The 21,999-nt window shown below is 72.2% G+C and carries 19 protein-coding genes; 5 read left to right on the top strand and 14 right to left on the bottom strand.

The features are described 5' to 3' along the window. Positions 1 to 27: 27 nt before the first annotated feature. Entirely contained in the window at positions 28 to 1,905 is a 1,878-nt protein-coding gene (gene dnaG / locus ACOZ38_RS33255) for a DNA primase (protein WP_424535015.1), read from the bottom strand. Between the two features lie 143 nt (positions 1,906 to 2,048). Here dnaG and ACOZ38_RS33260 point away from each other — a divergent pair, with 143 nt between their 5' ends. Continuing rightward, positions 2,049 to 2,948: a M23 family metallopeptidase gene (locus ACOZ38_RS33260; protein WP_424537129.1), complete on the top strand. Its 900-nt coding sequence runs from the start codon at positions 2,049 to 2,051 to the stop codon at positions 2,946 to 2,948. An 18-nt stretch (positions 2,949 to 2,966) separates the two neighbouring features. Here ACOZ38_RS33260 and ACOZ38_RS33265 read toward each other — a convergent pair whose 3' ends face one another. Together ACOZ38_RS33265 and ppdK are read right to left on the bottom strand one after the other, a co-directional pair. Beyond that, a complete protein-coding gene (locus ACOZ38_RS33265) occupies positions 2,967 to 4,202 on the bottom strand; it encodes a deoxyguanosinetriphosphate triphosphohydrolase (protein ID WP_424535016.1) in 1,236 nt (411 codons plus the stop codon). A 173-nt stretch (positions 4,203 to 4,375) separates the two neighbouring features. Next, entirely contained in the window at positions 4,376 to 7,036 is a 2,661-nt protein-coding gene (ppdK, locus tag ACOZ38_RS33270; protein ID WP_424535017.1) for a pyruvate, phosphate dikinase, read from the bottom strand. A gap of 309 nt (positions 7,037 to 7,345) precedes the next feature. Here ppdK and ACOZ38_RS33275 point away from each other — a divergent pair, with 309 nt between their 5' ends. Both ACOZ38_RS33275 and ACOZ38_RS33280 read left to right on the top strand, forming a co-directional pair. Then, a complete protein-coding gene (locus ACOZ38_RS33275) occupies positions 7,346 to 8,278 on the top strand; it encodes an NAD(P)H-binding protein (RefSeq protein WP_424535018.1) in 933 nt (310 codons plus the stop codon). Between the two features lie 26 nt (positions 8,279 to 8,304). Continuing rightward, positions 8,305 to 8,637, top strand: coding sequence for a YnfA family protein (locus tag ACOZ38_RS33280; protein WP_405139781.1), 333 nt, complete (start codon positions 8,305 to 8,307; stop codon positions 8,635 to 8,637). 4 nt (positions 8,638 to 8,641) lie between these two features. Here the strand turns inward: ACOZ38_RS33280 and ACOZ38_RS33285 are convergent, their stop codons facing one another. Then, positions 8,642 to 9,247 carry a cadmium resistance transporter gene (locus ACOZ38_RS33285; protein ID WP_424535019.1) on the bottom strand — a complete coding sequence of 202 codons (606 nt, stop codon included), beginning with the start codon at positions 9,245 to 9,247 and terminating at the stop codon, positions 8,642 to 8,644. A 33-nt stretch (positions 9,248 to 9,280) separates the two neighbouring features. Here ACOZ38_RS33285 and ACOZ38_RS33290 point away from each other — a divergent pair, with 33 nt between their 5' ends. Both ACOZ38_RS33290 and ACOZ38_RS33295 read left to right on the top strand, forming a co-directional pair. Beyond that, positions 9,281 to 10,240, top strand: coding sequence for a D-isomer specific 2-hydroxyacid dehydrogenase family protein (locus ACOZ38_RS33290; protein WP_424535020.1), 960 nt, complete (start codon positions 9,281 to 9,283; stop codon positions 10,238 to 10,240). A gap of 124 nt (positions 10,241 to 10,364) precedes the next feature. Beyond that, positions 10,365 to 11,150 carry an aminotransferase class IV gene (locus tag ACOZ38_RS33295; protein ID WP_424537130.1) on the top strand — a complete coding sequence of 262 codons (786 nt, stop codon included), beginning with the start codon at positions 10,365 to 10,367 and terminating at the stop codon, positions 11,148 to 11,150. A gap of 9 nt (positions 11,151 to 11,159) precedes the next feature. On the opposite strand, the gene ACOZ38_RS33300 is transcribed toward ACOZ38_RS33295, so the two are convergent. From ACOZ38_RS33300 to ACOZ38_RS33345, 10 genes are all read right to left on the bottom strand, one after another. Then, positions 11,160 to 12,011, bottom strand: a complete 852-nt coding sequence (locus tag ACOZ38_RS33300) for a PHP domain-containing protein (RefSeq protein ID WP_424535021.1) — start codon at positions 12,009 to 12,011, stop codon at positions 11,160 to 11,162. Between the two features lie 108 nt (positions 12,012 to 12,119). Further along, entirely contained in the window at positions 12,120 to 13,733 is a 1,614-nt protein-coding gene (locus ACOZ38_RS33305) for a protein kinase domain-containing protein (protein WP_424535022.1), read from the bottom strand. A gap of 127 nt (positions 13,734 to 13,860) precedes the next feature. Beyond that, positions 13,861 to 14,775 (bottom strand): ABC transporter substrate-binding protein, encoded by a 915-nt coding sequence (locus ACOZ38_RS33310; protein ID WP_424535023.1) that lies wholly within the window; start codon positions 14,773 to 14,775, stop codon positions 13,861 to 13,863. Next, on the bottom strand, positions 14,775 to 15,938 hold the full coding sequence (locus ACOZ38_RS33315) for an LLM class flavin-dependent oxidoreductase (RefSeq protein ID WP_424535024.1): 1,164 nt from the start codon (positions 15,936 to 15,938) through the stop codon (positions 14,775 to 14,777). Before ACOZ38_RS33315 ends, ACOZ38_RS33310 begins: the two co-directional genes overlap by 1 nt. Further along, complete coding sequence (locus tag ACOZ38_RS33320) at positions 15,928 to 16,995, bottom strand: LLM class flavin-dependent oxidoreductase (protein ID WP_424535025.1); 1,068 nt, start codon at positions 16,993 to 16,995, stop codon at positions 15,928 to 15,930. Before ACOZ38_RS33320 ends, ACOZ38_RS33315 begins: the two co-directional genes overlap by 11 nt. Continuing rightward, a complete protein-coding gene (locus ACOZ38_RS33325) occupies positions 16,995 to 18,041 on the bottom strand; it encodes an ABC transporter substrate-binding protein (RefSeq protein ID WP_424535026.1) in 1,047 nt (348 codons plus the stop codon). The genes ACOZ38_RS33320 and ACOZ38_RS33325 overlap by 1 nt, the downstream gene beginning before the upstream one ends. 31 nt (positions 18,042 to 18,072) lie before the next feature. Continuing rightward, complete coding sequence (locus ACOZ38_RS33330; protein ID WP_424535027.1) at positions 18,073 to 18,807, bottom strand: ABC transporter ATP-binding protein; 735 nt, start codon at positions 18,805 to 18,807, stop codon at positions 18,073 to 18,075. Then, positions 18,804 to 19,670: an ABC transporter permease gene (locus ACOZ38_RS33335; protein WP_424535028.1), complete on the bottom strand. Its 867-nt coding sequence runs from the start codon at positions 19,668 to 19,670 to the stop codon at positions 18,804 to 18,806. The genes ACOZ38_RS33330 and ACOZ38_RS33335 overlap by 4 nt, the downstream gene beginning before the upstream one ends. Positions 19,671 to 19,675: 5 nt before the next feature. After that, the gene (locus tag ACOZ38_RS33340; protein ID WP_424535029.1) at positions 19,676 to 20,752 is read right to left on the bottom strand and encodes an NrtA/SsuA/CpmA family ABC transporter substrate-binding protein; all 1,077 of its coding nucleotides are present in this window, start codon (positions 20,750 to 20,752) and stop codon (positions 19,676 to 19,678) included. Between the two features lie 380 nt (positions 20,753 to 21,132). Continuing rightward, positions 21,133 to 21,999, bottom strand: coding sequence for an ABC transporter ATP-binding protein (locus ACOZ38_RS33345; protein ID WP_424535030.1), 867 nt, complete (start codon positions 21,997 to 21,999; stop codon positions 21,133 to 21,135).

Here is a 21,999-nt window from a genome sequence, read left to right on the forward strand (position 1 = left end):
GCCGTGAGAAGCGGATAGTAAAGCTAATTACGCTCCGACGGCGCGTTCTCTTAACACCCGTCGTTGTTGTTCGAGCGCCACGAGTTCCCCGAAGAGCCGGTTGTAGTCCTGCTGCTGCTCAACGGGGTTGAGACGCTGCATCTTGGCCTTGATCTGGACGAGCGCCCGCGTCACCGCGTTCTCGGCCAGCCGGGCCAGCACGGCCGGGCCGTATCGCTCCTCACTGGCCATGTCGGCACGCAGGGCCTCCACCGCGAATCTGGTCGCCAGCGCACGCAGGGCGTCGTCCTCGGTGGCCTGGAGCAGCAGGTCGACCCATTCGCGCCCGCCCGGGCCGCCCGCAACCGTGCCGCCCGCTGACATGATCAGCTCGTACAGCGCGACATGCTCGGGCGTGGTGAACGCCTGCGCCCCGAGCGCGTCGAACTCCGGGCCCATGAGCGCTGGGCGCTGCACCGCGAGCTTCAGCGCCTCGGACTCGATGCGCACGACGGGGTCGGCGTGATCGACCGGGCGAGACGCCGCCGCGCGCCTGGCGGGCCGCTCAGGGGCGCCGGGACGGCCGCCGGGGGCGGAGCGCCCCGCGACCTCGTGGACGCGCCGCCGCACCATCTGCTCGTCCACGAAGCCGAGCCAGCGGTCGAGGTCGACGGCGTACCTGTCGCGCAGCGCCTGATCCTTGATGCCGGCCACCAGCGGCGCGGCGGCGTCGAGCGCGGCGAGGCGCCCCTCGTTGGAGTTGAGCTCGTAGCGCGAGATGACGCTGCGGATGGCGAAGGCGAACAGCGGCTCGCGGCTGGCGATCAGGTCGCGCACCGCGGCGTCGCCCTGCTTGACCCGCAGGTCACAGGGGTCCAGCCCGTCGGGCTGCACGGCCACGAAGGTCTGGGTGACGAACTTCTGCTCGTCGGCGAAGGCCCTGAGCGCGGCCTTCTGCCCGGCGGAGTCGCCGTCGAAGGTGAAGACGACCTCGCCGCGGAACTCGGCCTGGTCGAGCAGGAGCCGCCGCAGGACCTTGATGTGCTCCTCGCCGAAGGAGGTGCCGCAGGTGGCGACCGCGGTGGGCACGCCGGCCAGGTGGCAGGCCATCACGTCGGTGTAGCCCTCGACGATGACCGCCTGGGAGCGCTTGGAGATCTCGCGCTTGGCGAGGTCGATGCCGTAGAGCACGGTGCTCTTCTTGTAGATGGGGCTTTCGGGGGTGTTGAGGTATTTGGGGCCGTCGTCGCTGTCGAGGAGCTTGCGCGCGCCGAACCCGATCACCTCGTTGGTGATGTCGCGGATCGGCCAGACCAGCCGGCCGCGGAACCGGTCGACGGGGCCTCTGCGCCCCTCTCTGGCCAGGCCGCCCTTGATCAGCTCGGCGGCGGTGAACCCCCGGCCCAGCAGGTGGCGGGCGAGGCGGTCCCACTCGGCGGGGGCGTAGCCCACCCCGAAGTGCTCGGCGTCGACCCGCTCGAAGCCCCGCTCGGACAGGAACCTGCGGCCAGGCGCCGCCTCGGCCTCCGAGAGCAGGGAGGCGTAGAACTCGGCGGCGGCCTTGTGCGCCTCGATCAGGCGGCTGCGCTCACCGTGCTCGCGCCCCGGGACGTAACCGCCCTGCTCGTAGCGGAGCTGGATGCCCGCGCGCTGCGCCAGCCGCTCGATCGCGTCGGTGAAGGTGAGGTGCTCCAGCTTGCGGACGAACGTGATGACGTCGCCGCCCTCGGCGCATCCGAAGCAGTACCAGTAGCCGCGAGAGGGGGTGACGTTGAACGAAGGGGACTTCTCATCGTGGAAGGGGCACAGGCCCTTGAGATTGCCGCCGCCCGCGTTGCGGAGCTGGATATGCTCGCCCACGACCTCGGCGATCGATGAGCGCTCACGCACGAGCGCGATGTCCTCGTCACTGATCCGCCCTGCCACGCCGTGAGTCTACGGCTCACCGCCGGCAACCTGGGGCGCGAGCCGTACATGGTGGGTGATTTTCCGCGAATGGGTCGTGTGGGTCATGTAGGTCGGTTACAAAGGAAACGCTCATTTTCGGTAACGTCAAGCGGGTGGAGATCATGCGATCGGGGCGACTCGCCGCCATTGCCGCGGCCGTGCTGGTCACCGCCGCCTGCGCCGCCCCTGGCGGAGTGGCCGGCATCAGCACGCAGCCACCCGCGCCCACTCCGGCGGAGAGCACGTCCGGGGCCGCCGTGACCTCCGGCGGAGCGCGGGCCGCCAGTACGCCAGTGGCGTCTCCCAGCGGGCGAGGCGAAATCGACGCCGCCACGCTGAAGCCCAGCGCCTCCGCGCCCGCGGTCGAGCCGCCGCCCGGCGACGCCCCGGTCCGGGTGCCCCCGCCGCGCCTGTCGAGGTTCAGCTACGTCTTCCCCGTGCGCGGATGCCGGGTCAGCTACGCCCGCAAGCAGCTGGTGCTGCCCAAGACCACGATCTGGGCGGGGAAGGGCTGCTCCTTCGTCGCCCCCGTCAGCGGCACCGTGCGCGAGGTGAACGTCAGGAACCGCTGGCAGTCCTCCACCGACCACGGCGCCGACCGCGAGGGCCGGTTCGTCTCGATCGTGGGCGCCGACGGCGTCCTGTACCTCGGTGGCCACCTCGAATCGGTCGCGCAGGGCCTCAAGCCGGGCATGGGCGTGAGCGCGGGCCAGGTGCTCGGGCAGATCGGCGACTCGGGGAACGCCAGGGGCGGGGGCTCCAACCTCTACTTCGCGATGTCCTGGGCCACGCCGTCCACGCTGTGGTGGGTCCGACGGGGCATGGTCAACCCGTGGAACTACCTGGACGCGTGGCTGAGCGGCAACCCCACGCTCTCCCCCGCCCAGCAGGTGGCCGCCGTGCGGGCCAGGGTGGGCGCCGCTCCCCCGTGCCAGACCCTGTGCACCTCCAAGCCCGGCAAGAAGCCCGAGCGGCCCATCCCGACCCAGAGCCCGGACCCTGACGTCGTCACCACCGGCTAGGCCGGGCGCTCACGGGCGCTAGGCGCGGGAGCCGAGGCCCCGGTGCAGGGCGACCGCCGAGACGTCGGTCAGCGAGGCGATCTGGTCGACCACCACGCGCAGCCGGCCCGCGTCGTCGCTCGCCTCGCAGAAGGCGGCCCGCAGCGCGGGCTCCAGCGTTCCCGGGGCGCCCAGCATGATCATCGAGGCCAGCTCGGCGATCAGCTCGCGCTGGCGGGCCTGGTTGGCGTTGTGGTCCGCCCTGGACATCACGTAGTGCGCGGTGACCCCCTTGAGCAGCGCGCACTCGAGACGGGTGGCCCTCGGCACGATCAGGTCGGCGCCGTGCCTGGTGAACCCCGGGCCGTACGCCCGGAGGGTGGCGGCCTGCGCGGACAGGCAGAACCGCCCGATCAGCGCGCTGGTGAACGACTTGAGCGCCACCAGGTCGGCCATGGTGCCCTCGAAGTGGGAGGGCCACAGCGGCTCGGCGATCAGGCGGGCGAGGGTGTCCTCCAGCTCGGTCAGGCAGGCGTCGCCGGCGTACGACTTGAGGGTGCGCTCGCAGACGCCGCGCCGCTCCCCCGGATCGCGCAGCAGGGCCAGCGTGACGTGCCCGGAGTGCAGGGCGTCCTCCAGGTCGTGGACGGAGTAGGCCACGTCGTCGGACCAGTCCATGACCTGCGCCTCGAAGCTGACCCGGGAGGACGGGACGCCGCTCCGCACCCATTCGAAGACCGGCAGGTCATCGGGGTACACGCCGAACTTCGGCCCGTGGTCGGAGGTCCAGGGGTACTTCAGCGCCGAGTCGAGCGTCGCGCGGGTGAGGTTGAGCCCGGCGCTCCTGCCGTCAGCGGTGAGCACCTTGGCCTCCAGCCGGGTCAGCAGCCGCAGGCTCTGGGCGTTGCCCTCGAAGCCCCCGCACCTGGCCGCGAGCTCGTTGAGCGCCGTCTCGCCGTTGTGCCCGAACGGCGGATGGCCGAGGTCGTGGGCCAGGCAGGCCGTCTCCACCAGATCGGGGTCACAGCCGAGCGCCTTGCCCATCTCCCTGCCGATCTGGGCGCATTCGAGGGAGTGGGTCAGGCGGGTGCGCGGGATGTGCCGGCCGTGGTCGGGGATCTCCCCCGGCCCGACCACCTGGGTCTTGGCCGCCAGCCGCCGTAAGGCCGCGCTGTGCAGCACCCGGGCGCGGTCGCGTTCGAACGCGCTGCGCTCGGGGTTGCCGGGAGGTTCCGGGACCCATCTCGCCTGGTCGAACTCTTCATACGCTCTCATCGGTAGCGGGGATGCTACCCCTGCGAGGGGTTGTGCATCACAAACATGCAGGAAACTCACGATGTCCGGCAGATCTCCAGCCTCTTCGCAGGTCAGACGACCCGTAAACCCCCCCTACGGCCCGCTCCCGACCCCCACCGGCGAGGACCGGCGGAGGGCGGGGCGGGCAGGGGTCACCGGGACTCGGGCTCCGCGCACGCGAGGGCGGCGCGCCCGGCCTCCAGGCGGGCCACGGGCACCCTGAACGGCGAGCAGGAGACGTAGTCCAGGCCGATCTCGTGACAGAAGTGCACCGACTCGGGGTCGCCGCCGTGCTCTCCGCAGATGCCCAGCTTGATGTCCGGACGGGTCCTGCGCCCCTCCTCGACGGCGATGCTCATCAACCGGCCCACGCCGCTCCGGTCGATCGTCTCGAACGGGGACACCCCGAAGATCCCGAGGTCCAGGTAGCGCGAGAAGAACGCCGCCTCGACGTCGTCACGGGAGAAGCCCCAGGTCATCTGGGTCAGGTCGTTGGTGCCGAAGGAGAAGAACTGCGCCGCCTCGGCGATCTGCCCGGCGGTGAGGGCCGCGCGGGGCACCTCGATCATCGTGCCGATCAGCGCCTCGACGCCCACCTCGGCCAGGATGCGCTCGGCCTCGTCGCGTACGCCCTCCAGCTCCTGCACGGCGGCGACCAGCGGGATCATGATCTCGGCCCGGGGGTCTCCCCCGGCCGCGCGCCGCTCGGCCGCCGCCTCGGCGATGGCACGCACCTGCATGGCGAACAGGCCGGGGATCACCAGGCCGAGCCGTACGCCGCGCAGGCCGAGCATCGGGTTCTGCTCGTGCAGCCGCTTGACGGCGTCGAGGAGCCTGCGGTCCCTCGGGGTCGCGCCGTCACCGGCCAGCGCGATCTTCACCGACAGGGCGGTGATGTCGGGCAGGAACTCGTGCAGCGGTGGGTCGATCAGCCGGATCGTCACCGGCAGCCCGTCCATCGCCTCCAGGATTCCGGCGAAGTCGGACCGCTGGAGGGGTTCGAGCGCGTCCAGGGCCGCGCGGCGCTCCTCCGCCGAACCGGCCAGGATCAGATCCTCGACGAGCTTGCGCCGGTCGCCCAGGAACATGTGCTCCGTGCGGCAGAGCCCGATGCCCCGCGCGCCGAACCTGCGGGCCCGGGCGGCGTCGTCGGGGTTGTCCGCGTTGGCCCGTACGTCCAGGCGGCGGCGCCCGTCGGCGTGGCTCATGATCCGGTGCACGGCCTGGACGAGCTCGTCGCCGCTGTCGCCCGACCCCTCGAAGTACTCCACGACGGGCGAGGCCATGACCGGCACCTCGCCGAGGTACACCTCGCCGGTGCCGCCGTCGATGGAGATGACCTCGCCCTCCTCGACGACCACGCCATCGGGAGCGGTGAACCGCCTCTCCTGCGCGTCGACCTCCAGCTCCTCGGCTCCGCACACGCAGGTCTTGCCCATGCCGCGCGCGACCACCGCGGCGTGCGAGGTCTTGCCGCCCCTGCTGGTCAGCACGCCCTGGGCGGCGATCATGCCGACGAGGTCGTCCGGGGTCGTCTCCCTGCGGACCAGGATGACGTCCTCGCCCCGCTCGGCCAGCTCCTTGGCCCGCTCGGAGGAGAACACGGCCTTGCCGACGGCGGCGCCCGGCGAGGCGTTCATGCCCTTCGCGATGCGCCGCAGGTCGGCGCCGACGTCGAACCGGGGGAACATGAGCTGGGCGAGCTGGTCGCCGGTCACCCGGGAGACGGCCTCGTCCAGGTCGATGAGGCCCTGGTCGACGAGCTGGGTGGCGATGCGGAAGGCCGCCGCCGCCGTGCGCTTGCCGACGCGGGTCTGGAGCATCCACAGCTTGCCGCGCTCGATCGTGAACTCGATGTCGCACAGGTCGCGGTAGTGGTTCTCCAGCGTCTTCATGATGTCGAGGAGCCGCTGGTAGGAGTCGGGGTCGATCTCCGCGAGCTCCTGCAGGGGGACGGTGTTGCGGATGCCCGCGACGACGTCCTCACCCTGGGCGTTCCGCAGGTAGTCGCCGTACACGCCCTGCTGGCCCGAGCCGGGGTCGCGGGTGAACGCGACGCCGGTGCCGGACTCCATGCCGAGGTTGCCGAAGACCATCGCGACGATGTTGACCGCCGTGCCGAGGTCGGCGGGGATGCGCTCCTGGCGGCGGTAGATGATCGCGCGCGGGGCGTTCCACGACTCGAAGACCGCCTCGACGGCGAGCCGCATCTGCTCGCGCGGGTCGTACGGGAAGTCGTGGCCGGTCTGCTCCCGCACGATGCCCTTGTACGTCTCCACCAGGCGCCGGAAGTCGGCCGCTTCGAGGTCCAGGTCGCTGTCGACGCCCTTGTGGCGCTTGGCCGCGTCGATGCCGTTCTCGAACAGGTCGCCGTCGATGCCGAGCACGGTCTTGCCGAACATCTGGATGAGCCTGCGGTAGGAGTCCCAGGCGAAGCGCTCGTCCCCCGCCTGCTTGGCCAGGCCCTGGACGGACTCGTCGTTGAGGCCGATGTTGAGGACGGTCTCCATCATCCCGGGCATGGAGTACCTGGCTCCGGAGCGCACGCTGACGAGCAGGGGGTCGCCGGCGTCGCCGAGGCGCTTGCCCATCCCCTTCTCCATCGCGGTGAGGTGGGTCTCGACCTCGTCCGCGAGCCCCTCGGGGAAGCCTCCGTCCGACAGGTAGCGGCGGCAGGCTTCGGCGGTGATCGTGAACCCGGGAGGCACGGGAAGACCCAGGTTCGTCATCTCGGCGAGATTGGCACCCTTACCACCGAGGAGATCCCTGAGATCCTTGTTGCCCTCGGTGAAGTCGTATACGTACTTGGGCACTCGAACTCCTTCAACGACTTCAATGGCGTACGATTCCGCCTCGTCCCGGGGACTCTACCTACGATTTACCTCGGGAAACGTCACCCTCGCCTCACCATGGTGTTTTCCCTGGTAGAACCCAATATAGCGGTCTAATCCATTCGCTCTGCGGGGTGAACTCCGCCGAAACTCCGCGTGCGGCTCGTGGTATATACCAATTCTTGGTCATTAGCGGGGATTAAGAGGAGGTTCACCGACCGCCAATTGGTGTAGACCTTTCTTGCGGCACCGCGTGAACAATGGCGTGACGGAACCGAGAAGGGGGCGTCGATGTCCGCAGATCGGCTGATTCTCGTCACGGGCGCCGCCGGCAGGGTCGGAGGGGTCGGCCGGAGCGTCGTCGAGGGTCTGCGGGAGCGCGGCCTGGCGGTCCGCGCGCTCGTCCACCGCGAGGACGACCGTGCCGATGCGCTCCGGGCCCTGGGCGCCGAGGTGGTGACCGGCGACCTGACCAGGGCCGCCGACGTCGTCCCCGCCCTGGACGGCTGTGACCGGGTGTTCTTCTCCATGAGCGTCTCCCCGCTCTACCTGGAGGCCGCCGTCACGATGGCGGCCGTGGCGCGCGAGCACGGAGGCGTGGAGGCGTGCGTCAGCCTGTCCCAGATGACCGTCTCCGACATGACGGTGCTGAGCACGGCCGAGTCACACCAGCAGCGCCTGCACTGGCTCGCCGAGCGGGCCTTCGACTGGTCGGGCCTCCCCGTCATCGTGCTCAGGCCCACCGTCTTCCTGGAGCACCCGTTCTTCACCACCTTCGCCGAGGCCTCGATGGCCGAGGACTCCTCCATCAGGCTGCCGTTCGGCCCGTCGCGTACCTCTCCCGTGGCGGCGGCGGACGTCGCCGCCGTGGCCACGGCCGTCCTCGCCGATCCCGCCGCGCACATCGGGAAGGTGTACGAGCTGACCGGGCCGCGATCGCAGGACATGAACGCCGTGGCGGCCGAGTACTCCCAGGCTCTCGGACGGCCCGTGACCTACGTCGACGTGCCGCTCCAGCACTGGATCGACCACGATCTCGCCGCGCGGGGGATGCCCGGGCACCTCTCCGAGCACATCGCCACCATGGCGCGGCTCCACGCGCTGAACCGCTACGACCGGCTCACCCACGACGTCGAGCGGCTCACCGGCCACCCGGCCACGAGCGTCCGGGAGTTCGTGGCGGGTCGCGGGCCCGGCACCAGCGGGCACGGCTCAGGTTCCTGACACCACCCACCGCTAGGCTGATCGCCATGGTCGTGTTGCGCTCCATCGCCCTGTTCGTCCTGGCGGCGGTGGCCGAGATCGGGGGCGCCTGGCTGGTATGGCAGGGCGTGCGCGAGCATCGTGGCCTGCTCTGGATCGGCGCGGGGGTCCTGGCGCTCGGCGTCTACGGGTTCGTCGCCACCTTCCAGTCCGATCCCAACTTCGGCCGCATCCTGGCGGCCTACGGCGGTGTCTTCGTCGCGGGCTCCCTGGCCTGGGGCATGATCGTCGACGGCTTCCGGCCCGACCGCTGGGACGTGATCGGCGCCCTGGTCTGCCTCGCCGGCGTGGCGCTCATCATGTACGCCCCGCGCGGCTGAGGGCTCAGAGGAGGCGGGTGAGGACTCCCGAGTCGAGGATGATCGCGGCGCCGATCAGCATGAACACCACCGGGACGATCCATTCGCCGTACCGCTCGACGAGCTCGACGACCTTCTTGTGCGAGCCGAGCCACGAGGCCGCCAGGCACCACAGCGCGACCCCTACGGCGAACACCATGACCGTCACCACGGTGTTCCCCGGCCCGATCGTGCGGAACACCGGCGTGTACACCGAGACGTTGTCGGCGCCGTTGGCGACGGTGACCCCCACCACCGAGACGAGCCCGGTCGCGACGGGCGGCGGCTCGTCCCCGTCCGCACCGCGGGCGCGCACGGCGGCGACCAGGCTCCTGACGCCCAGCCCGAACGGCACCAGCCCGAGCAGCCCCACCCACTGGTCGGGCACGACCGTCAGGCCGATCGCGGCGACGACCGACAGCGCCACCAGGATCGCGATGCCGGCGTACTGACCGGCCCAGATGTGCCATGTCCTCGGCCTGCCCACGGCCCTGGCGGACAGGAACAGGACGGTCAGCACGATGATGTCGTCGATGTCGGTGCCGGCGAACATCCCCGCCGCCGTGCCGATCGTCGTCCAGATCTCCGCCACGACTGCCGACCCTAGTGCGCAAGAATGAACGCCGTGGAAGCCCGTATCGCGATATTTCCGAATACCGAGCCCCGGACGGCCGGCGGGCGTGCCGACGACCCCGACCGGCTCCTGTCCGGCGTCGAGGAGGCCGTGGCCCGTGGCGGCGGGGCCGTCGTACCCCCGGCCGAGGCCAACGGGCTCGTATGGCTCGCCCCCGCCCGGCCCGCCGCGCTGGGCGAGGCCCTGGACGCGAACCCGGACGTCCGGTGGGTGCAGCTCCCCTCGGCGGGCGTGGAGAGGTTCGCGGCCACCGGTGTCTTCCAACGTCCCGTGGTGTTCACCTGCGCGAAGGGGTCCTTCGCCGGGCAGGTGAGCGAGCACGCCCTCATGCTGGTCCTCGCCTGCCTGCGCGACGTCTCGCGCCAGGCGCGCACTCCGCGCTGGTCCGCCACCGACCCCCGCTCGCTGGCCGGCCGCAGCGTCACCATCCTGGGCGGCGGGGGCATCGCCGAGCGGCTCGTCCGGCTGCTGCGGCCCTTCGACTGCCACGTCCGGGTCATCCGCCGCCGGCCGGACAAGGTGGAGGGGGCCGACGAGACGTTGCCGCCCTCGGCCCTGGCGGGCGTGCTGCCCGGCACCGACGTCCTGGTGCTGGCCCTCGCCCTGACCGCCGAGACCAGGCACATCGTCGGCGCGGCCGAGCTGGCGCTGCTGCCCGCCCATGCCGTGGTCGTCAACGTCGCGCGCGGCGCGCACATCGACACCGGCGCGCTGGTTCAGGCGCTGGCCGAGGGGCGCGTCTCCGCCGCCGGTCTGGACGTGACCGACCCCGAGCCCCTGCCGGAGGGCCACCCGCTGTGGAGCGACCCGCGAGCCCTCATCACCTCGCACAGCGCGGACTCGGCCGAGTACGTCATGCGCATGCTGTGCGAGCGGGTGGAGCACAACGTCCGCCGGTTCCGCGCCGGGCTGCCCCTGGACGGGATCATCGACCCCGCCACCGGCTACTGACGGCGCAGCCTCGTCCATCCGGCGGCGGGCCGCACCGCCGGGCCGTACGCGGCTTCACGCCCGGGGCGAACAAGCGGGCTCGCGGGCCGAGGGGCGGCGGGGAAGCTGCCAGGATGGCCGCATGATGGAGCTGAACGGACGTCCCGTCACACCAGACGAGCTCGGCACCCTCGCGCTCTGCAACTACGGGCACTTCACCACCATGCGGGTGGAGGACCTGCGGGTCCGAGGCCTCTCCCTCCATCTCGAAAGGCTCCTCGGCGACTGCCGGGTCGTCCACGGCGCCGACCTCGATCTCCAACGGGTGCGCCACCTCGTCCGGCGCGTCGCGGCCTCGGCGCCGTCGCCGGTCATCGTTCGGGTCACCGTGTTCGACCCCGAGCTCGACCTGGCCCACCCGGCGGTCAAGGCCCAGCCGGAGATCCTCGTCAGCACGAGACCGGCCCCGGGCGCCCTGGCCCCGCTGACGCTGGGAGCGGTCAACTACCAGCGCGACCTGCCCGAGGTCAAGCACACCGGGCTGTTCGGCACCGTGCTGCACAGGCGGCTCGCGCAGCTCGGCGGCCACGACGACGTGCTGTTCCTCGACGGCCGGTCCCGCGTGACCGAGGGGCCCGCGTGGAACATCGGGTTCGTCCGCGCCGGCCGCGTCCTGTGGCCGGAGTCGAACCGCCTCAACGGCGTGACCATGCGCCTGCTCAACGAGGTGATGCGCCGCGCCGGCATCCCCTTCGACGCCGCCGACATCGACGCCGGCGACCTGCCCGCGATGGGCTCGGCGTTCATCACCAACGCCGCCATCGGCCCGCGCCCCGTGCGCTCGATCGACGGGGCCGAGCTCTCGGTGGACGAGCCGATCCTCACCACCCTGCGAAGGGAGTACGCGGCCATCCCCGGCGACCCGCTCTGACCTGGCCGGCTAGCCGTGGACGGGGGCGACGCCGGTCGCGCAGGCGACGAGGTCCTCGTAGACGGCGGGGTCGGTGGTGAAGGCGCCGAGCCGCACGGTCTTGTTGTCGCCGTGGTAGTCGCTGGAGCCGGTGGCGCGCAGGCCGAGGTCGCGGGCGAGAAGGCGCACGTGCTCGCGGTCCTCGGGCGAGTGGTCCACGTGGCCGGCCTCCACGCCCCACAGGCCCGCCACCGCGAGATCGGCGATCAGGTCGTCCGGCACGATGTGACCCCGGCTGCCGGCCCTCGGGTGGGCCAGCACCGACACGCCGCCCGCCTCGTTCACCAGGCGGATGGCCGTCAGCACGTCCATGTCCGCCTTCGGCAGCCGGTAGCGGCTGCCCAGCCACTCGGGGGCGAACGCCTCGTCCACCGACCCGACGAGGCCCCGCCCGACGAGCGCCCGGGCGATGTGCGGGCGGCCCACCGTGCCGCCCGCCGCGTAGCCCCGCACCTCGGGAAGCGTGATGTCGATGTCGTCGGCGTTCAGCAGCGCGACGACGTTCTCCGCCCGGGTGTCGCGCGACCGCCGCACCCTGGCCAGCTCGGCCACCATCGGCTCGTAGGAAGGGTCGAACAGATAGGCCAGCAGGTGCAGCCCGACCGACGGCTCGCTGCGGTACCACCGGCCCGACAGCTCGGCACCGCGCACCAGTGTGAGCCCGGGGGGCACGGCCGCGACGGCGGGCGGCCACCCGGCGGTGGTGTCGTGATCGGTGAGGGCCACCACGTCGAGCCCAGCGGCGACCGCCCGTCTCACCAGGTCGCCGGGCGTGTCGGTGCCGTCGCTGGCGGTGGAGTGCGTGTGCAGGTCGATCCGCATACCCCGAGCCTCTCAGTTCGAGGGCTCCGGCGTGCCGCCGAACCCTTCCTTCGGGAGGCCCCGTACCCGGGCGCCTCGCCGCTCGGCATCCAAGCCATCGCCGGCCGTCTAGTCCTCTTCGTCGTCTCCGCGGCCACTGGGCGGGCCGTCGTTCCCGGCCAGGCCGGAGATGTGGACGAGCAGCCGCGTGAGCGCGGGGGTGCGGGTGAGCAGTCCCTTCTCCTCGGCGTCTGCGAGCTTGTGCAGGACGTCGCGGACGCGCTTGGCCGCCTTGCGCGCGTCGTGCCCCTTCTTCCTGCCGCGGTCGTCCCACCGGCCGGCGAGCGAGGACCGGGCCTCAGCGATCTTGTGCTGCACGTCGGCGGCGACCCGGGGGTCGAGCCTGCCCTGGACGGCCGCCAGGCGCAGTTCCTGCGCCAGTTGAGCCAGCAGGACGCGCGGGTCGTCCGACAGCGGTTCCTCCTGGCTCTCGGCCACCGCGGAGGCGGTCGCCGTGGGCTCTGGCGACCCCGTGACACTGGAGGGCGCCGGCGGGGCGGACGGGGACGCACTGGTCTCCGGTCGCGCGGCCGTGCCCGTGACGTCCGTACCCGGCCGGAGGGCGGCGATCGCCAGCACCACCACGGCGGCGACGGCGACCCCTGCCGCCGCCATCACGGGCTTGCGCCTACCCGGGAGCATGGATGCCCAGGCGGCCCGGCCCACCCCGCCCGTCCGCTCGGCGGTCAGCGGGGACAGGACGCTGGTCGGCGCGGGCACACCGGGATGAACCGGCGGCACTGGACGAATCGGGGAAGAGAGCTCCTGATGCGGCAGCGGCGGCATGGCGCGAGTCGGCGCGGGCCCGTACGGCGCCTGCGGGGGCGGGGCCTGCGGGGGCGGGGCTTGTGGGTGCGGGGCTTGTGGGGGCGGGACGGCATGCCCGGCCGTCCGTGATCCCGTGGCCAGCGAGTGCGCGACCTGGTCGGCCCCCGGCCGCGCGCCCGGCTCCTTCTCGAGCAGGCTCAGCAACAGTTCTTCCAGCGCGGGCGGCACGTCCGGCCTGAGCCGGCTCGGCGGCACCGGCGCGAGCTGGACATGCTGGTACAGCAGTGCGGGCAGGGTGTCCGCGCGAAAGGGCGGGTGCCCTGCCAGAAGCTCGTAGAGCACGCACCCGAGCGCGTACATGTCGGACGCCGGCCCGGCGTCCCTGCCGAGAGCCCGCTCAGGCGCGAGGTAGGAGCCGGTGCCCACGATCAGGCCCGTGCCGGTCAGCGCGGTCGCCGCCTGGTCGGCCAGGCGGGCGATGCCGAAGTCCACGACCTTCACCGTGCCGTCCGCCGCCAGGAGCAGGTTGCCGGGCTTGACGTCGCGATGGATCACACCCTGCCGGTGGGCGGCGGCCAGGCCCGACGCGGCCTGGAACCCGATGCGGGACACCTCCCGGGGGGAGACACTCCCCACTTCCGCCAGGCTGCGCCCGTCGATCAGCTCCATGACGAGGTACAGGCGGCCCTCGGCCTCGCCGAAGTCGTGGACGGCGACGACGTTGGCGTGGTTCAGGCGGGCGGTGGCCTGTGCCTCCTGCCGGAACCGCGCGGCGGCCGAGGAGTCGAGGGACGCGGCGAGCAGCAGCTTGACCGCGACCAGGCGGTCCAGGACCTCGTCCCTGGCCCGCCAGACCTCGCCCATCCCCCCGCGTCCGAGAGGCTCGTCCAACCGGTACCGAGCCGCCAGAAGCACCCCAGACGCCTTCCTGATCGATGGCCGGCACATTGGTCGCTCCGGTGCCGCGCGACGGGCCGGGCCCGTCGCGCGGCCACCGTGACGATCATGAACCGCTACGGCGTCACAGGATACCGGGAACTCGTCAGGCCCTGGTGGACTCGACCAGGCGGCCGATCTCCGGGAGGACGGCCTCGGCCACGCTGATCTTCCGGTCGATCAGGCCGCTGGCGTGGAAGAGGTCGGCCGCGCGCTGCTGCTCGGCGACGAAATCCTCGCTGACGGGGTGCAGCCCGAACGGGCGCGTGCGCAGGGCGTGCTCCCAGGCGTCCACGTCCCCGCCGTCCTCGGCCGCGAACAGCTCGGCCGCGGCCCGGGGGTTCTGCCGGATCCAGGCGTCGGACTCCTGCAGGGCCGCCACGATGGCGGCGAGCTCCTCCGGACGTCCCTCGGCGAAGTCGCGGCGGGTGAACCACAGCGAGCGGTGGCTGAACAGCCCCTCCGTCTCGACGAGCTCCCTGACGGAGGCCTCCCGCTCGACCCTGGTGAGCGGTGGGTACGAGCCCACCCAGGCGTCGACCTCCCGGTCGAGGAACAGCTGGGCGGCGTCCCCGTAGGCGTCCACCGGCTCGATGTCCTTCCAGGTCAGCCCGGCCCGGTCGAGGGCGAACAGCAGCAGGGTGGTCTGCCAGGAGCCGTGCCCGAGCGCGACCCGCCTGCCCGCGAGGTCCGCGAGGGAGGTGATGGGCGAGTCCTCGTGGACGACGAGCCGCCCGTTCTCGTGCCGCGAGCCGGAGACCGCCACGTACACGATGTCGAGGCCCTTGCCCTGGGCGGTGACCGGGGGCGTGGAGCCGGTGCCGATGAAGTCGTAGCCCCCGTCGAACAGGTGGTCACCGTGCGCGGAGGGCAGCCCGTCGGTGGGGGCGGGACGGTCCCCGGCCGGCAGGCTGCGCAGGTCGACCCATTCCACGTCGGGAAGGGAACGCTCCAGGATGCCGCGGTGGCGCAGCACCCACAGCGAGTTGTTGTTGGGGAAGTAGCCGACGCGAACGCTCATCAGATGGATCCTTTCGAAGTGGAAAGCGGGGAGTTGTGGCGGATGTCGTGGCCGCGCAGCAGCGGGAGCACCTCCTCGCCGACCCGGTACGCCTCCTCCAGGTGAGGCACGCCGGCGAGGATGAACGCGTCGACGCCGATGCCGATCAGCTCGTCGAGCCGCTGGGCGACCTGCTGGTAGCTGCCCACCAGCCCGAACGCGGGGCCGCCGCGGAGCAGGTGGAAGCCGCCCCAGACGTTGGGCGACACCTCCAGCTCCCGGGGTTCGCGTACCGGCCAGGAGACGAACGACTGGCTGCGCAGCCACCCGACGGAGTCGCCGTCGGGGCCGCGGAGCGCCGCCGGGTCGACGTGCTCCCAGCCGCGCCGGATCTCGTCCCAGGCCGCCTCCTCGGTCTCGCGGGCCAGCACGTCGATGCGCACGGCGAACTTCGGCGAGCGCCCGATCGCCGTGCTGTGCTCGCGCACCTGGGCGAACTTGGCCGCCAGCTCGGGGAAGGGCTCCAGCCACGACAGGTAGTAGTCGGCGTGCCGCCCGGCCGCCTCGATCGCGGCCTTGGACGAGCCGGAGAAGTAGATCTCAGGGAAGGGCTGCCGCGCGAGCGGCTCGGGCAGGCCCGCCCCCTCGACCTGGTAGAACCGGCCCTGGTAGTCGAACGGGCCACCGTTCCACACGCCCTTGAGCACGTCGAGGAACTCCGAGGTGCGGGCGTAGCGGTCGTCGTGGTCGACCTTGTCGCCCCACCAGAGCTGGGCCGGGCCGCCGCCGCCGGAGATGATGTTGTACACGACCCGCCCGCCGGTCGCCCGCTGGAGGCTCGCCGACATCCGCGCCGCCTGCACCGGGTGCAGGAAGCCCGGCTGGTAGGCGATCATGAACCGGTAGGTCGTGGTCTCGCGGGCCAGCGCGGCGGCCGTGGCCCACGGGTCGTCGGTGAAGGGGAACGACGGCAGCAGGCCGCCGACGAACCCCGAGATCTCCGACGCCCTCGCCACGTCGGCCATGTGGTCGACGTAGGAGTACCCGTCGCGGCGGCCGTCCCGCACGCCGGGGGTCAGGCTGCCCGGCACGACCGGCGCCCACTCCCCCCGGCTGGTCACCCGGCGGCGCAGCGACTGCTGGTCGCCGTGGGTGCCGATACGCCAGTAGATGTCAATGGGCATGCTCGATCTCCTTCGCGAACAGCGGCAGCAGCCGCTCGCCCAGCCGGTAGGTCTCCTCGATGGCGGGCCTCGCTTCCAGGACGAAGGTGGTGACGCCCTGGCCGAGGTGGCCGCGGATCCCGGCCGCGACGGTCTCGTACGAGCCGACCAGACCGGACGAGCCGGAACCGTCACCGCTGATCCGGGCGAATCCGGGCCACAGGCGGGTGCGCGGGTCAGGGTCCGGCAGGCCCGCCTCCTCACCCCCGGTGAGCACCCAGAGCCGCCGGGCCTCGTCCCAGGCCTCGTCGTCGTCATCTCGCGCGAGGACGGGAATCCGCAGGCCGTACCCGACGCGGCGTCCCTGCGCCTCGGCGAGCGCGGCCAGCTCTTCGATGCCCGCCTGGACGTCCTGGTCCGGGGTGAACAGGTGGACGTCGGCGTGGCGGGCCGAGAGCGCCAGCGCCTCCGGCGAGGTGCCGGTCAGGTGGACGCGCGGGAAGGGCAGTCCCGAGTTCGGCGGCTGGAAGCCGCCCGCGAGCACCTGGTAGAAGCGGCCCTCGTAGGTGTAGCCCTCCTCGTGCCACACGCCCCTCGCCACGGTGAGGAACTCGTCGGCCCTCGCATAGCGGTCGGCGCCTCGCAGGTGGTCTCCCTGCGAGCGCGCGACGGCCGGGTCCAGGTCGACGTCGAGTTGCCAGCCGAGCCGGTCGCCGGTGAACCGCTGGAGCGAGGCCGAGAACTTGGCCGCGTACACCGGCGTGGCCACGCCGGGGTGGAACCCGGCCACGACGCGCAGGTGACGGCTCTGCCGGAGCAGCCCGGCCGCGACCACCAGCGACTCCTCGCCCGCCGGGTCGAACGGCACCAGCGCGCCGCCGAGGGCGGCGATCTCCGCGGCCCTGCCGATCTGCGCGAGGTGGTCGAACGGCCCGAAGGCGCCCGGCCGCGGATCGGTGACGAGCGAGGGCAGCGGGCGCCGCGCGCCGGGCCGCCAGTCGCCCCGGTCCCCGCGCCCGGGGTCGCGCCCGTCTCCCCGGGTCGGCACGGTGATCAGGAAGTCCGGGTGCCCGCCCATCACGCACCCACCCCCGCGGACTGTGCGGCGAGGCGCCCGCGGGCCAGTTCGAGGGGCTCGGGCGCCACCCACGCGTCGAGGTCCACGTCGGCGTCGAGGAAGCCGTGCACCAGCAGGAAGTCCTTCTGGACGCGCAGCAGGTCCAGCCGTTCCCGCGACAGGTCGGGGTGGAGCGAGTGGTGGAAGTCGCCCCGGTAGGCGGTCTCCACGGCCTCCGCCCCGGACCGCGTCTCGCCGGCCAGGATCTCGCGCACCCGATCGAGGTTGCCCTCCGCCCAGTCCGCGGCGCGCAGGGTCTGGGCCAGGAACCCCACCACCAGGTCGGGGTGCTCGTCCAGCAGCCGCTCGTGCACGGTGATCGGCCTCGGGGTGCCGTTGTTGACCCGCGTACGGCGGTCGGGGTGCGCGTCCAGGTCGACGGCCACCACGGCGCCTATCTCCTTGGCCTGCTCCGCGGCCCGCGCCCCCTTGGCGTACACCGCGTCCACCTCGCCGCGGGCGAGCTCGGCGATGCCGGGCCAGGAGAACGCGCGGCCGTCTGTGTCCCGGCCTGCGTCCCGGCCGACCGACGGCCTGGCCGGGGCGGCCACCTCCACGAACGTGACGTCGTCGAGGGTCAGCCCGCCCTGCGCCAGCGCGCCCTTGGTCCCGTGCAGGGCCATGGCCCTGGGGAAGCTCTTGGCCCTGGTCTCGGCCCACGCGGGGAGCGCCACCCTGGCACCGGCGAGACCGGCCGCCCCGGTGATGCCGGAGTCCGCCCTGACCAGGATGGACTGCCACTCCTCGATCCAGGTCAGGCCGATCAGCCGGGTCGGGGCGCCCGCCGACCGCGCGGCGAGCGCGGGGACGTTGCCGCCCTCCCGGAACAGCCCGAGCAGCTGGTGGTCGAAATGGTGCTGGGCCAGCTCAGGTCCCGCGTCCTGGAGGATGCCGACCGCAAGGCCGGCCGCCTGGAACTCCTCGGCCAGCCAGCCCTGGTTGTGGGCCAGGCCGCTGGCGGTGGGCACGGGGCAGCGGGTGTACCAGATCTTGTCTATGGATGACATGTGTCTCCTCATCGGCTCGTTGGCGATACGTCTAGTGCGAGGCGGTGACGACGCCGAGGTGGTTCAGGAACAGGCGGCGGTACTCGGCGAAAGGAGGGCTGTCGCGGTCCCGGGGATGGGGCAGGTCGATCGTCCTGTCGACCGCCAGCGCCCCCTCCCGCAGCACCACGACCCGGTCCGCCAGCCGGACGGCCTCGTCCACGTCGTGGGTGACCAGGACGACGGCCGGGCGGTGCCGCGCGCACAGCTCGGCGACCAGCTCCTGCATCTGGAGCCGGGTCAGCGCGTCCAGCGCGGCGAACGGCTCGTCGAGCAGCAGCACCTCCGGATCGCGGACCAGTGCCCTGGCGAGGGCCACGCGCTGCGCCTCGCCTCCGGACAGGGTCGCCGGCCACGCCCCGCCGTACCCGTCCAGCCCGACCTCGGCCAGGGCCCGGCGCCCGGCCTCGCGGGCGGAGGACGGGAGGCCGAGGGTGACGTTGGCGAGCACCCTCCTGGCGGGGATCAGCCGGGGCTCCTGGTAGACGGTCGTACGGCGGGGGGCGGCGAGCACGGTCCCTTCGTCGGGGAGGTCCAGGCCCGCCAGGATGCGCAGCAGGGTGGTCTTGCCCGTGCCGCTCGGGCCGAGGAGGACGAAGAACTCGCCCCTGCGGATCGAAAGGTCGATGCCGGAGAGCACGGTCTTGGCGCCGAAGGCCTTGCTCAGCCCGCTGATGCGCACGGCCAGGTCGCGCGCCGGCTCGCTCATCTCGTCCTGCGGGTTCATCGGGCGACCACGTGCCCGCGCCAGGGCATGGCGAGCCGCTCCACCAGCCGGATCACGGCGTCGAAGACCAGCCCGAGGACGGCGTAGATGAGGATGCAGAGCACCATGTAGTCGGGCCTGAAGTACTGCTGCGCCAGCGTGACCAGGTAGCCGATGCCCTCGGTGGCGCCGACCTGCTCGGCCGCGATCAGGCCGGTGAGCGAGACCGACAGGCAGATGCGCAGCGCCATCAGGATGTTGGGCAGGGCGCTCGGGATGATGACGCCGAGCGCGAGCCGGTGGCCACGCAGGCCGAAGCCGCGCGCCGCCTCGACGACCTTGCGGTCGACGTTCCGCACGCCGAGGTAGGTGTAGGCGTACATCGGGATGGCCGCCGACACCGCGATCAGCACGATCTTGAACGTCTCGCCGACCCCGAACCACGAGATGAAGAGCGGCACCAGCGCGAGGAACGGCACGGCGCGCATCATCTGCATCGTCGGGTCGACCAGTTCCTCGCCGAGCGCCGAGATGCCGGCGGCGACCCCGAGCAGCAACCCGATCCCCCCGCCGACCAGCACGCCCAGCCCGGCCCGCTGCGCCGAGGCGAGCAGGTACTCGGCGAGCTGGCCGGTCGCGGCCAGCTCGCGCAGGGCGGCGAGCACCGAGGCGGGCCCGGCCAGCACGTCCGGGGGGATGCGCCCGCTGCCCGCCCCGTACCACCAGGCGAGGAGCAGCAGCAGCGGCACGCCGATGCGCACGCCCGCCGACAGGGCCGCCGGGCGGCGGCGCGAACCGAGGTACCTCGGAACCTCCAGCCCGGCGCTCTCATCGGCCGGACGGGTCGCCGTCTGGTCCACCGGCTGGACTCTCTCCAGGGTCATGGCGGTCACCCGGACGCGGCGGGCGATGAGGACCCGGCCGCGTCGAGGTCGAAGAGCACGTCCGCCGGGTCGATGGAGCCCGAAACCACGCCGTACTTCTGGAACAGGCCGGCGACCTCCTGGATGTTGGCGCCGTCGTCCTTTGTCACGGTGCGGGGGATGTTCGCGTACTTCGCGGTGGCGATGTCCAGCTCCAGCCGAGGACCGGTGACGGCCGTCGGTCCCTGCTTGAGGAAGACGTTCTCGAACTTCTCCGGCTCCTGCTTGGCCTCGGCGGTCAGCTCCCGCAGCACGTCCAGGTAGACGCGTACGGCCTCGGGGTGCTGGTCGAGCAGCTCGTCGCGCGCGGCGGCGATGGTCAGGTCCCTGTCGTCGAGGTCGCGGCCGTGCACGATCACCCGCGCGCCCTTGGCGACCACTTCGGGGTAGGCCTTGACGATCGCCCACCAGGCGTCCACCTTGCCGGTCGCGAACGCCGACGCGCCCTGGTCGGGGTTGAGGTACACCCGCTTGACCTGGTCGACCGGGACGCCGGCCTTCTCCAGGGCGAGCAGGAGCAGGTACTCGCCCTTGCCGCCCTTGTTCACGGCCACCTGCCTGCCCACCAGGTCCTTGACCGACTTGACCGGACTGTCGGGGGCCACGACCAGGCCGTCGGTCTGCGGGGCGGCCGGGTCGGTGATCGGGTCGGTCACCGAGAAGATCTTGATGTCGGGACTGTTCGCCAGGTAGCCGACGGCGGGCGAGATGGCCCCGGCCAGCACGTTCACCGAACCGGAGTGGACCGCGTCGATGGTGGCGGTGAACGAGGCGTAGGAGCCGCCCCACTCGACCGAGGCGCCGACCGCCTTGAGCCGCTTCTCAAGGATGCCCTCGCGCTTGGCGTAGGCGAGGGGGCCCGCGTTGCCGGGGTCCTGGAGCTTGAGCACCGCCCCCGTCCCCCCTCCGGACGAGGATTCCTCGCCGGCCGCGGAAGGCGTGCCGCAGGCGGTGGCGAGGCCGGCGAGCGAGATGGCCAGGGCCACGACCGCGGCGCGCACGCGGCGGCGAGGCCGGGGATCCAGGAGATGGCGATTCCACATGATGATGACGAGCCCCTTAACAGTGGGATGTAGCGGCGGTCGCGACCGGCGGCGTCCTGCCACCGGGCACGGCGAGAGACCCCTGCGACCAGGGGCGACCAGAAGAGATGGGGATCAGGAGAGACGTCTCCAGCGCGACCCACGCGCGAGACGGACCACGTTCACCGACAGAGGCTGCTGTCCACGTACATGAAGTCGATCACGCGCCGGGCGGTCAAGGTCACTTTCGGCACAATACCTATATTTCAGGTAGGTAATATAGTAGTCAAGTCGTGTCTCACATGACGAGATGCCACAAAGACCGCAAACCCCCCAAAACGCCGTACGGGCGCACGTACCCGAGGTACGTGCGCCCGTACGGCGCGGCGGCGGGTCCGCTCCTAGCGGCCGGCCTCCATGAGGGCGAGGTAGCCGTCCTCCAGCGTCGGCTCGGCGGGCTCGGCGTACGGATCGGGCCGCGAGGCCGCGACGACGCGGTAGCGCATCCCCGCGCCCTCCGGCAGCGCGGCCACGATCCTGCCCCGCGACGGCTCGGGGCCCGGCGTGATGACCGTCCACACCTGCCGGTCCGCCTGCGCCACCAGCTCGCCGACGTCACCCCTGAAGACCACTCGGCCCTTCGCCATCACCGCCAGGTAGCGGCAGGTCTGCGCCACGTCCTCGACGATGTGCGTGCTGAGCAGCACCGTACGGTCCCCGGCGAGCTGGGAGAGCAACGTGCGGAAGCGGATGCGCTCCTCGGGGTCCAGCCCGGTCGTGGGCTCGTCCACGACGAGCAGGCGAGGATCGGCGAGCAGTGTCTGGGCGATGCCGACCCGCCGCAGCATCCCCCCGGAGAAGCCCTTGAGCCTGCGGTCGGCGACGTCGGACAGCCCCACCACCTCCAGCAGTTCGCCGATCCTGCGGCGCCGGAAGTCACGGGCGTCGAGCCCCTTGAGCAGGGCGATGTAGTCGAGGAACCGCCGTGCGGTGAGGTCGGGATAGACCCCGAGGTCCTGGGGGAGGTAGCCGAGGGCCCGCCGCACGGCGAGCAGCCCGTCGGGGGTGGTGAGGTCGTGCCCGCCGACGCGGATCGTCCCGGAGGTGGGCTTCAGCAGCCCCACCAGGATCCGCATGAGCGTGGTCTTCCCCGCCCCGTTCGATCCGAGCAGCCCGTACATGCCGGTCGGCACGTCGAGGTCCACCCCGTCGAGGGCGCGCACGTGGCCCTTGTAGGTCTTGGTCAGATGGGAGATCTCGATGCGCAT

The sequence above is a fragment of the Sphaerisporangium viridialbum genome (assembly GCF_049674955.1).
Taxonomy (GTDB): Bacteria; Actinomycetota; Actinomycetes; order Streptosporangiales; family Streptosporangiaceae; genus Sphaerisporangium; species Sphaerisporangium viridialbum.

Coding starts and splice junctions, on each gene's coding strand:
- ACOZ38_RS33330 (WP_424535027.1), bottom strand. CDS start 18,807: ATGAACCCGCAGGACGAGATGAGCGAGCCGGCGCGCGACCTGGCCGTG.
- ACOZ38_RS33325 (WP_424535026.1), bottom strand. CDS start 18,041: ATGTCATCCATAGACAAGATCTGGTACACCCGCTGCCCCGTGCCCACC.
- ACOZ38_RS33265 (WP_424535016.1), bottom strand. CDS start 4,202: ATGAGAGCGTATGAAGAGTTCGACCAGGCGAGATGGGTCCCGGAACCT.
- ACOZ38_RS33280 (WP_405139781.1), top strand. CDS start 8,305: ATGGTCGTGTTGCGCTCCATCGCCCTGTTCGTCCTGGCGGCGGTGGCC.
- ACOZ38_RS33260 (WP_424537129.1), top strand. CDS start 2,049: ATGCGATCGGGGCGACTCGCCGCCATTGCCGCGGCCGTGCTGGTCACC.
- ACOZ38_RS33310 (WP_424535023.1), bottom strand. CDS start 14,775: ATGAGCGTTCGCGTCGGCTACTTCCCCAACAACAACTCGCTGTGGGTG.
- ACOZ38_RS33275 (WP_424535018.1), top strand. CDS start 7,346: ATGTCCGCAGATCGGCTGATTCTCGTCACGGGCGCCGCCGGCAGGGTC.
- ACOZ38_RS33295 (WP_424537130.1), top strand. CDS start 10,365: ATGGAGCTGAACGGACGTCCCGTCACACCAGACGAGCTCGGCACCCTC.
- ACOZ38_RS33340 (WP_424535029.1), bottom strand. CDS start 20,752: ATGTGGAATCGCCATCTCCTGGATCCCCGGCCTCGCCGCCGCGTGCGC.
- ACOZ38_RS33320 (WP_424535025.1), bottom strand. CDS start 16,995: ATGGGCGGGCACCCGGACTTCCTGATCACCGTGCCGACCCGGGGAGAC.
- ACOZ38_RS33315 (WP_424535024.1), bottom strand. CDS start 15,938: ATGCCCATTGACATCTACTGGCGTATCGGCACCCACGGCGACCAGCAG.
- ACOZ38_RS33335 (WP_424535028.1), bottom strand. CDS start 19,670: ATGACCCTGGAGAGAGTCCAGCCGGTGGACCAGACGGCGACCCGTCCG.
- ACOZ38_RS33345 (WP_424535030.1), bottom strand. CDS start 21,999: ATGCGCATCGAGATCTCCCATCTGACCAAGACCTACAAGGGCCACGTG.
- ACOZ38_RS33300 (WP_424535021.1), bottom strand. CDS start 12,011: ATGCGGATCGACCTGCACACGCACTCCACCGCCAGCGACGGCACCGAC.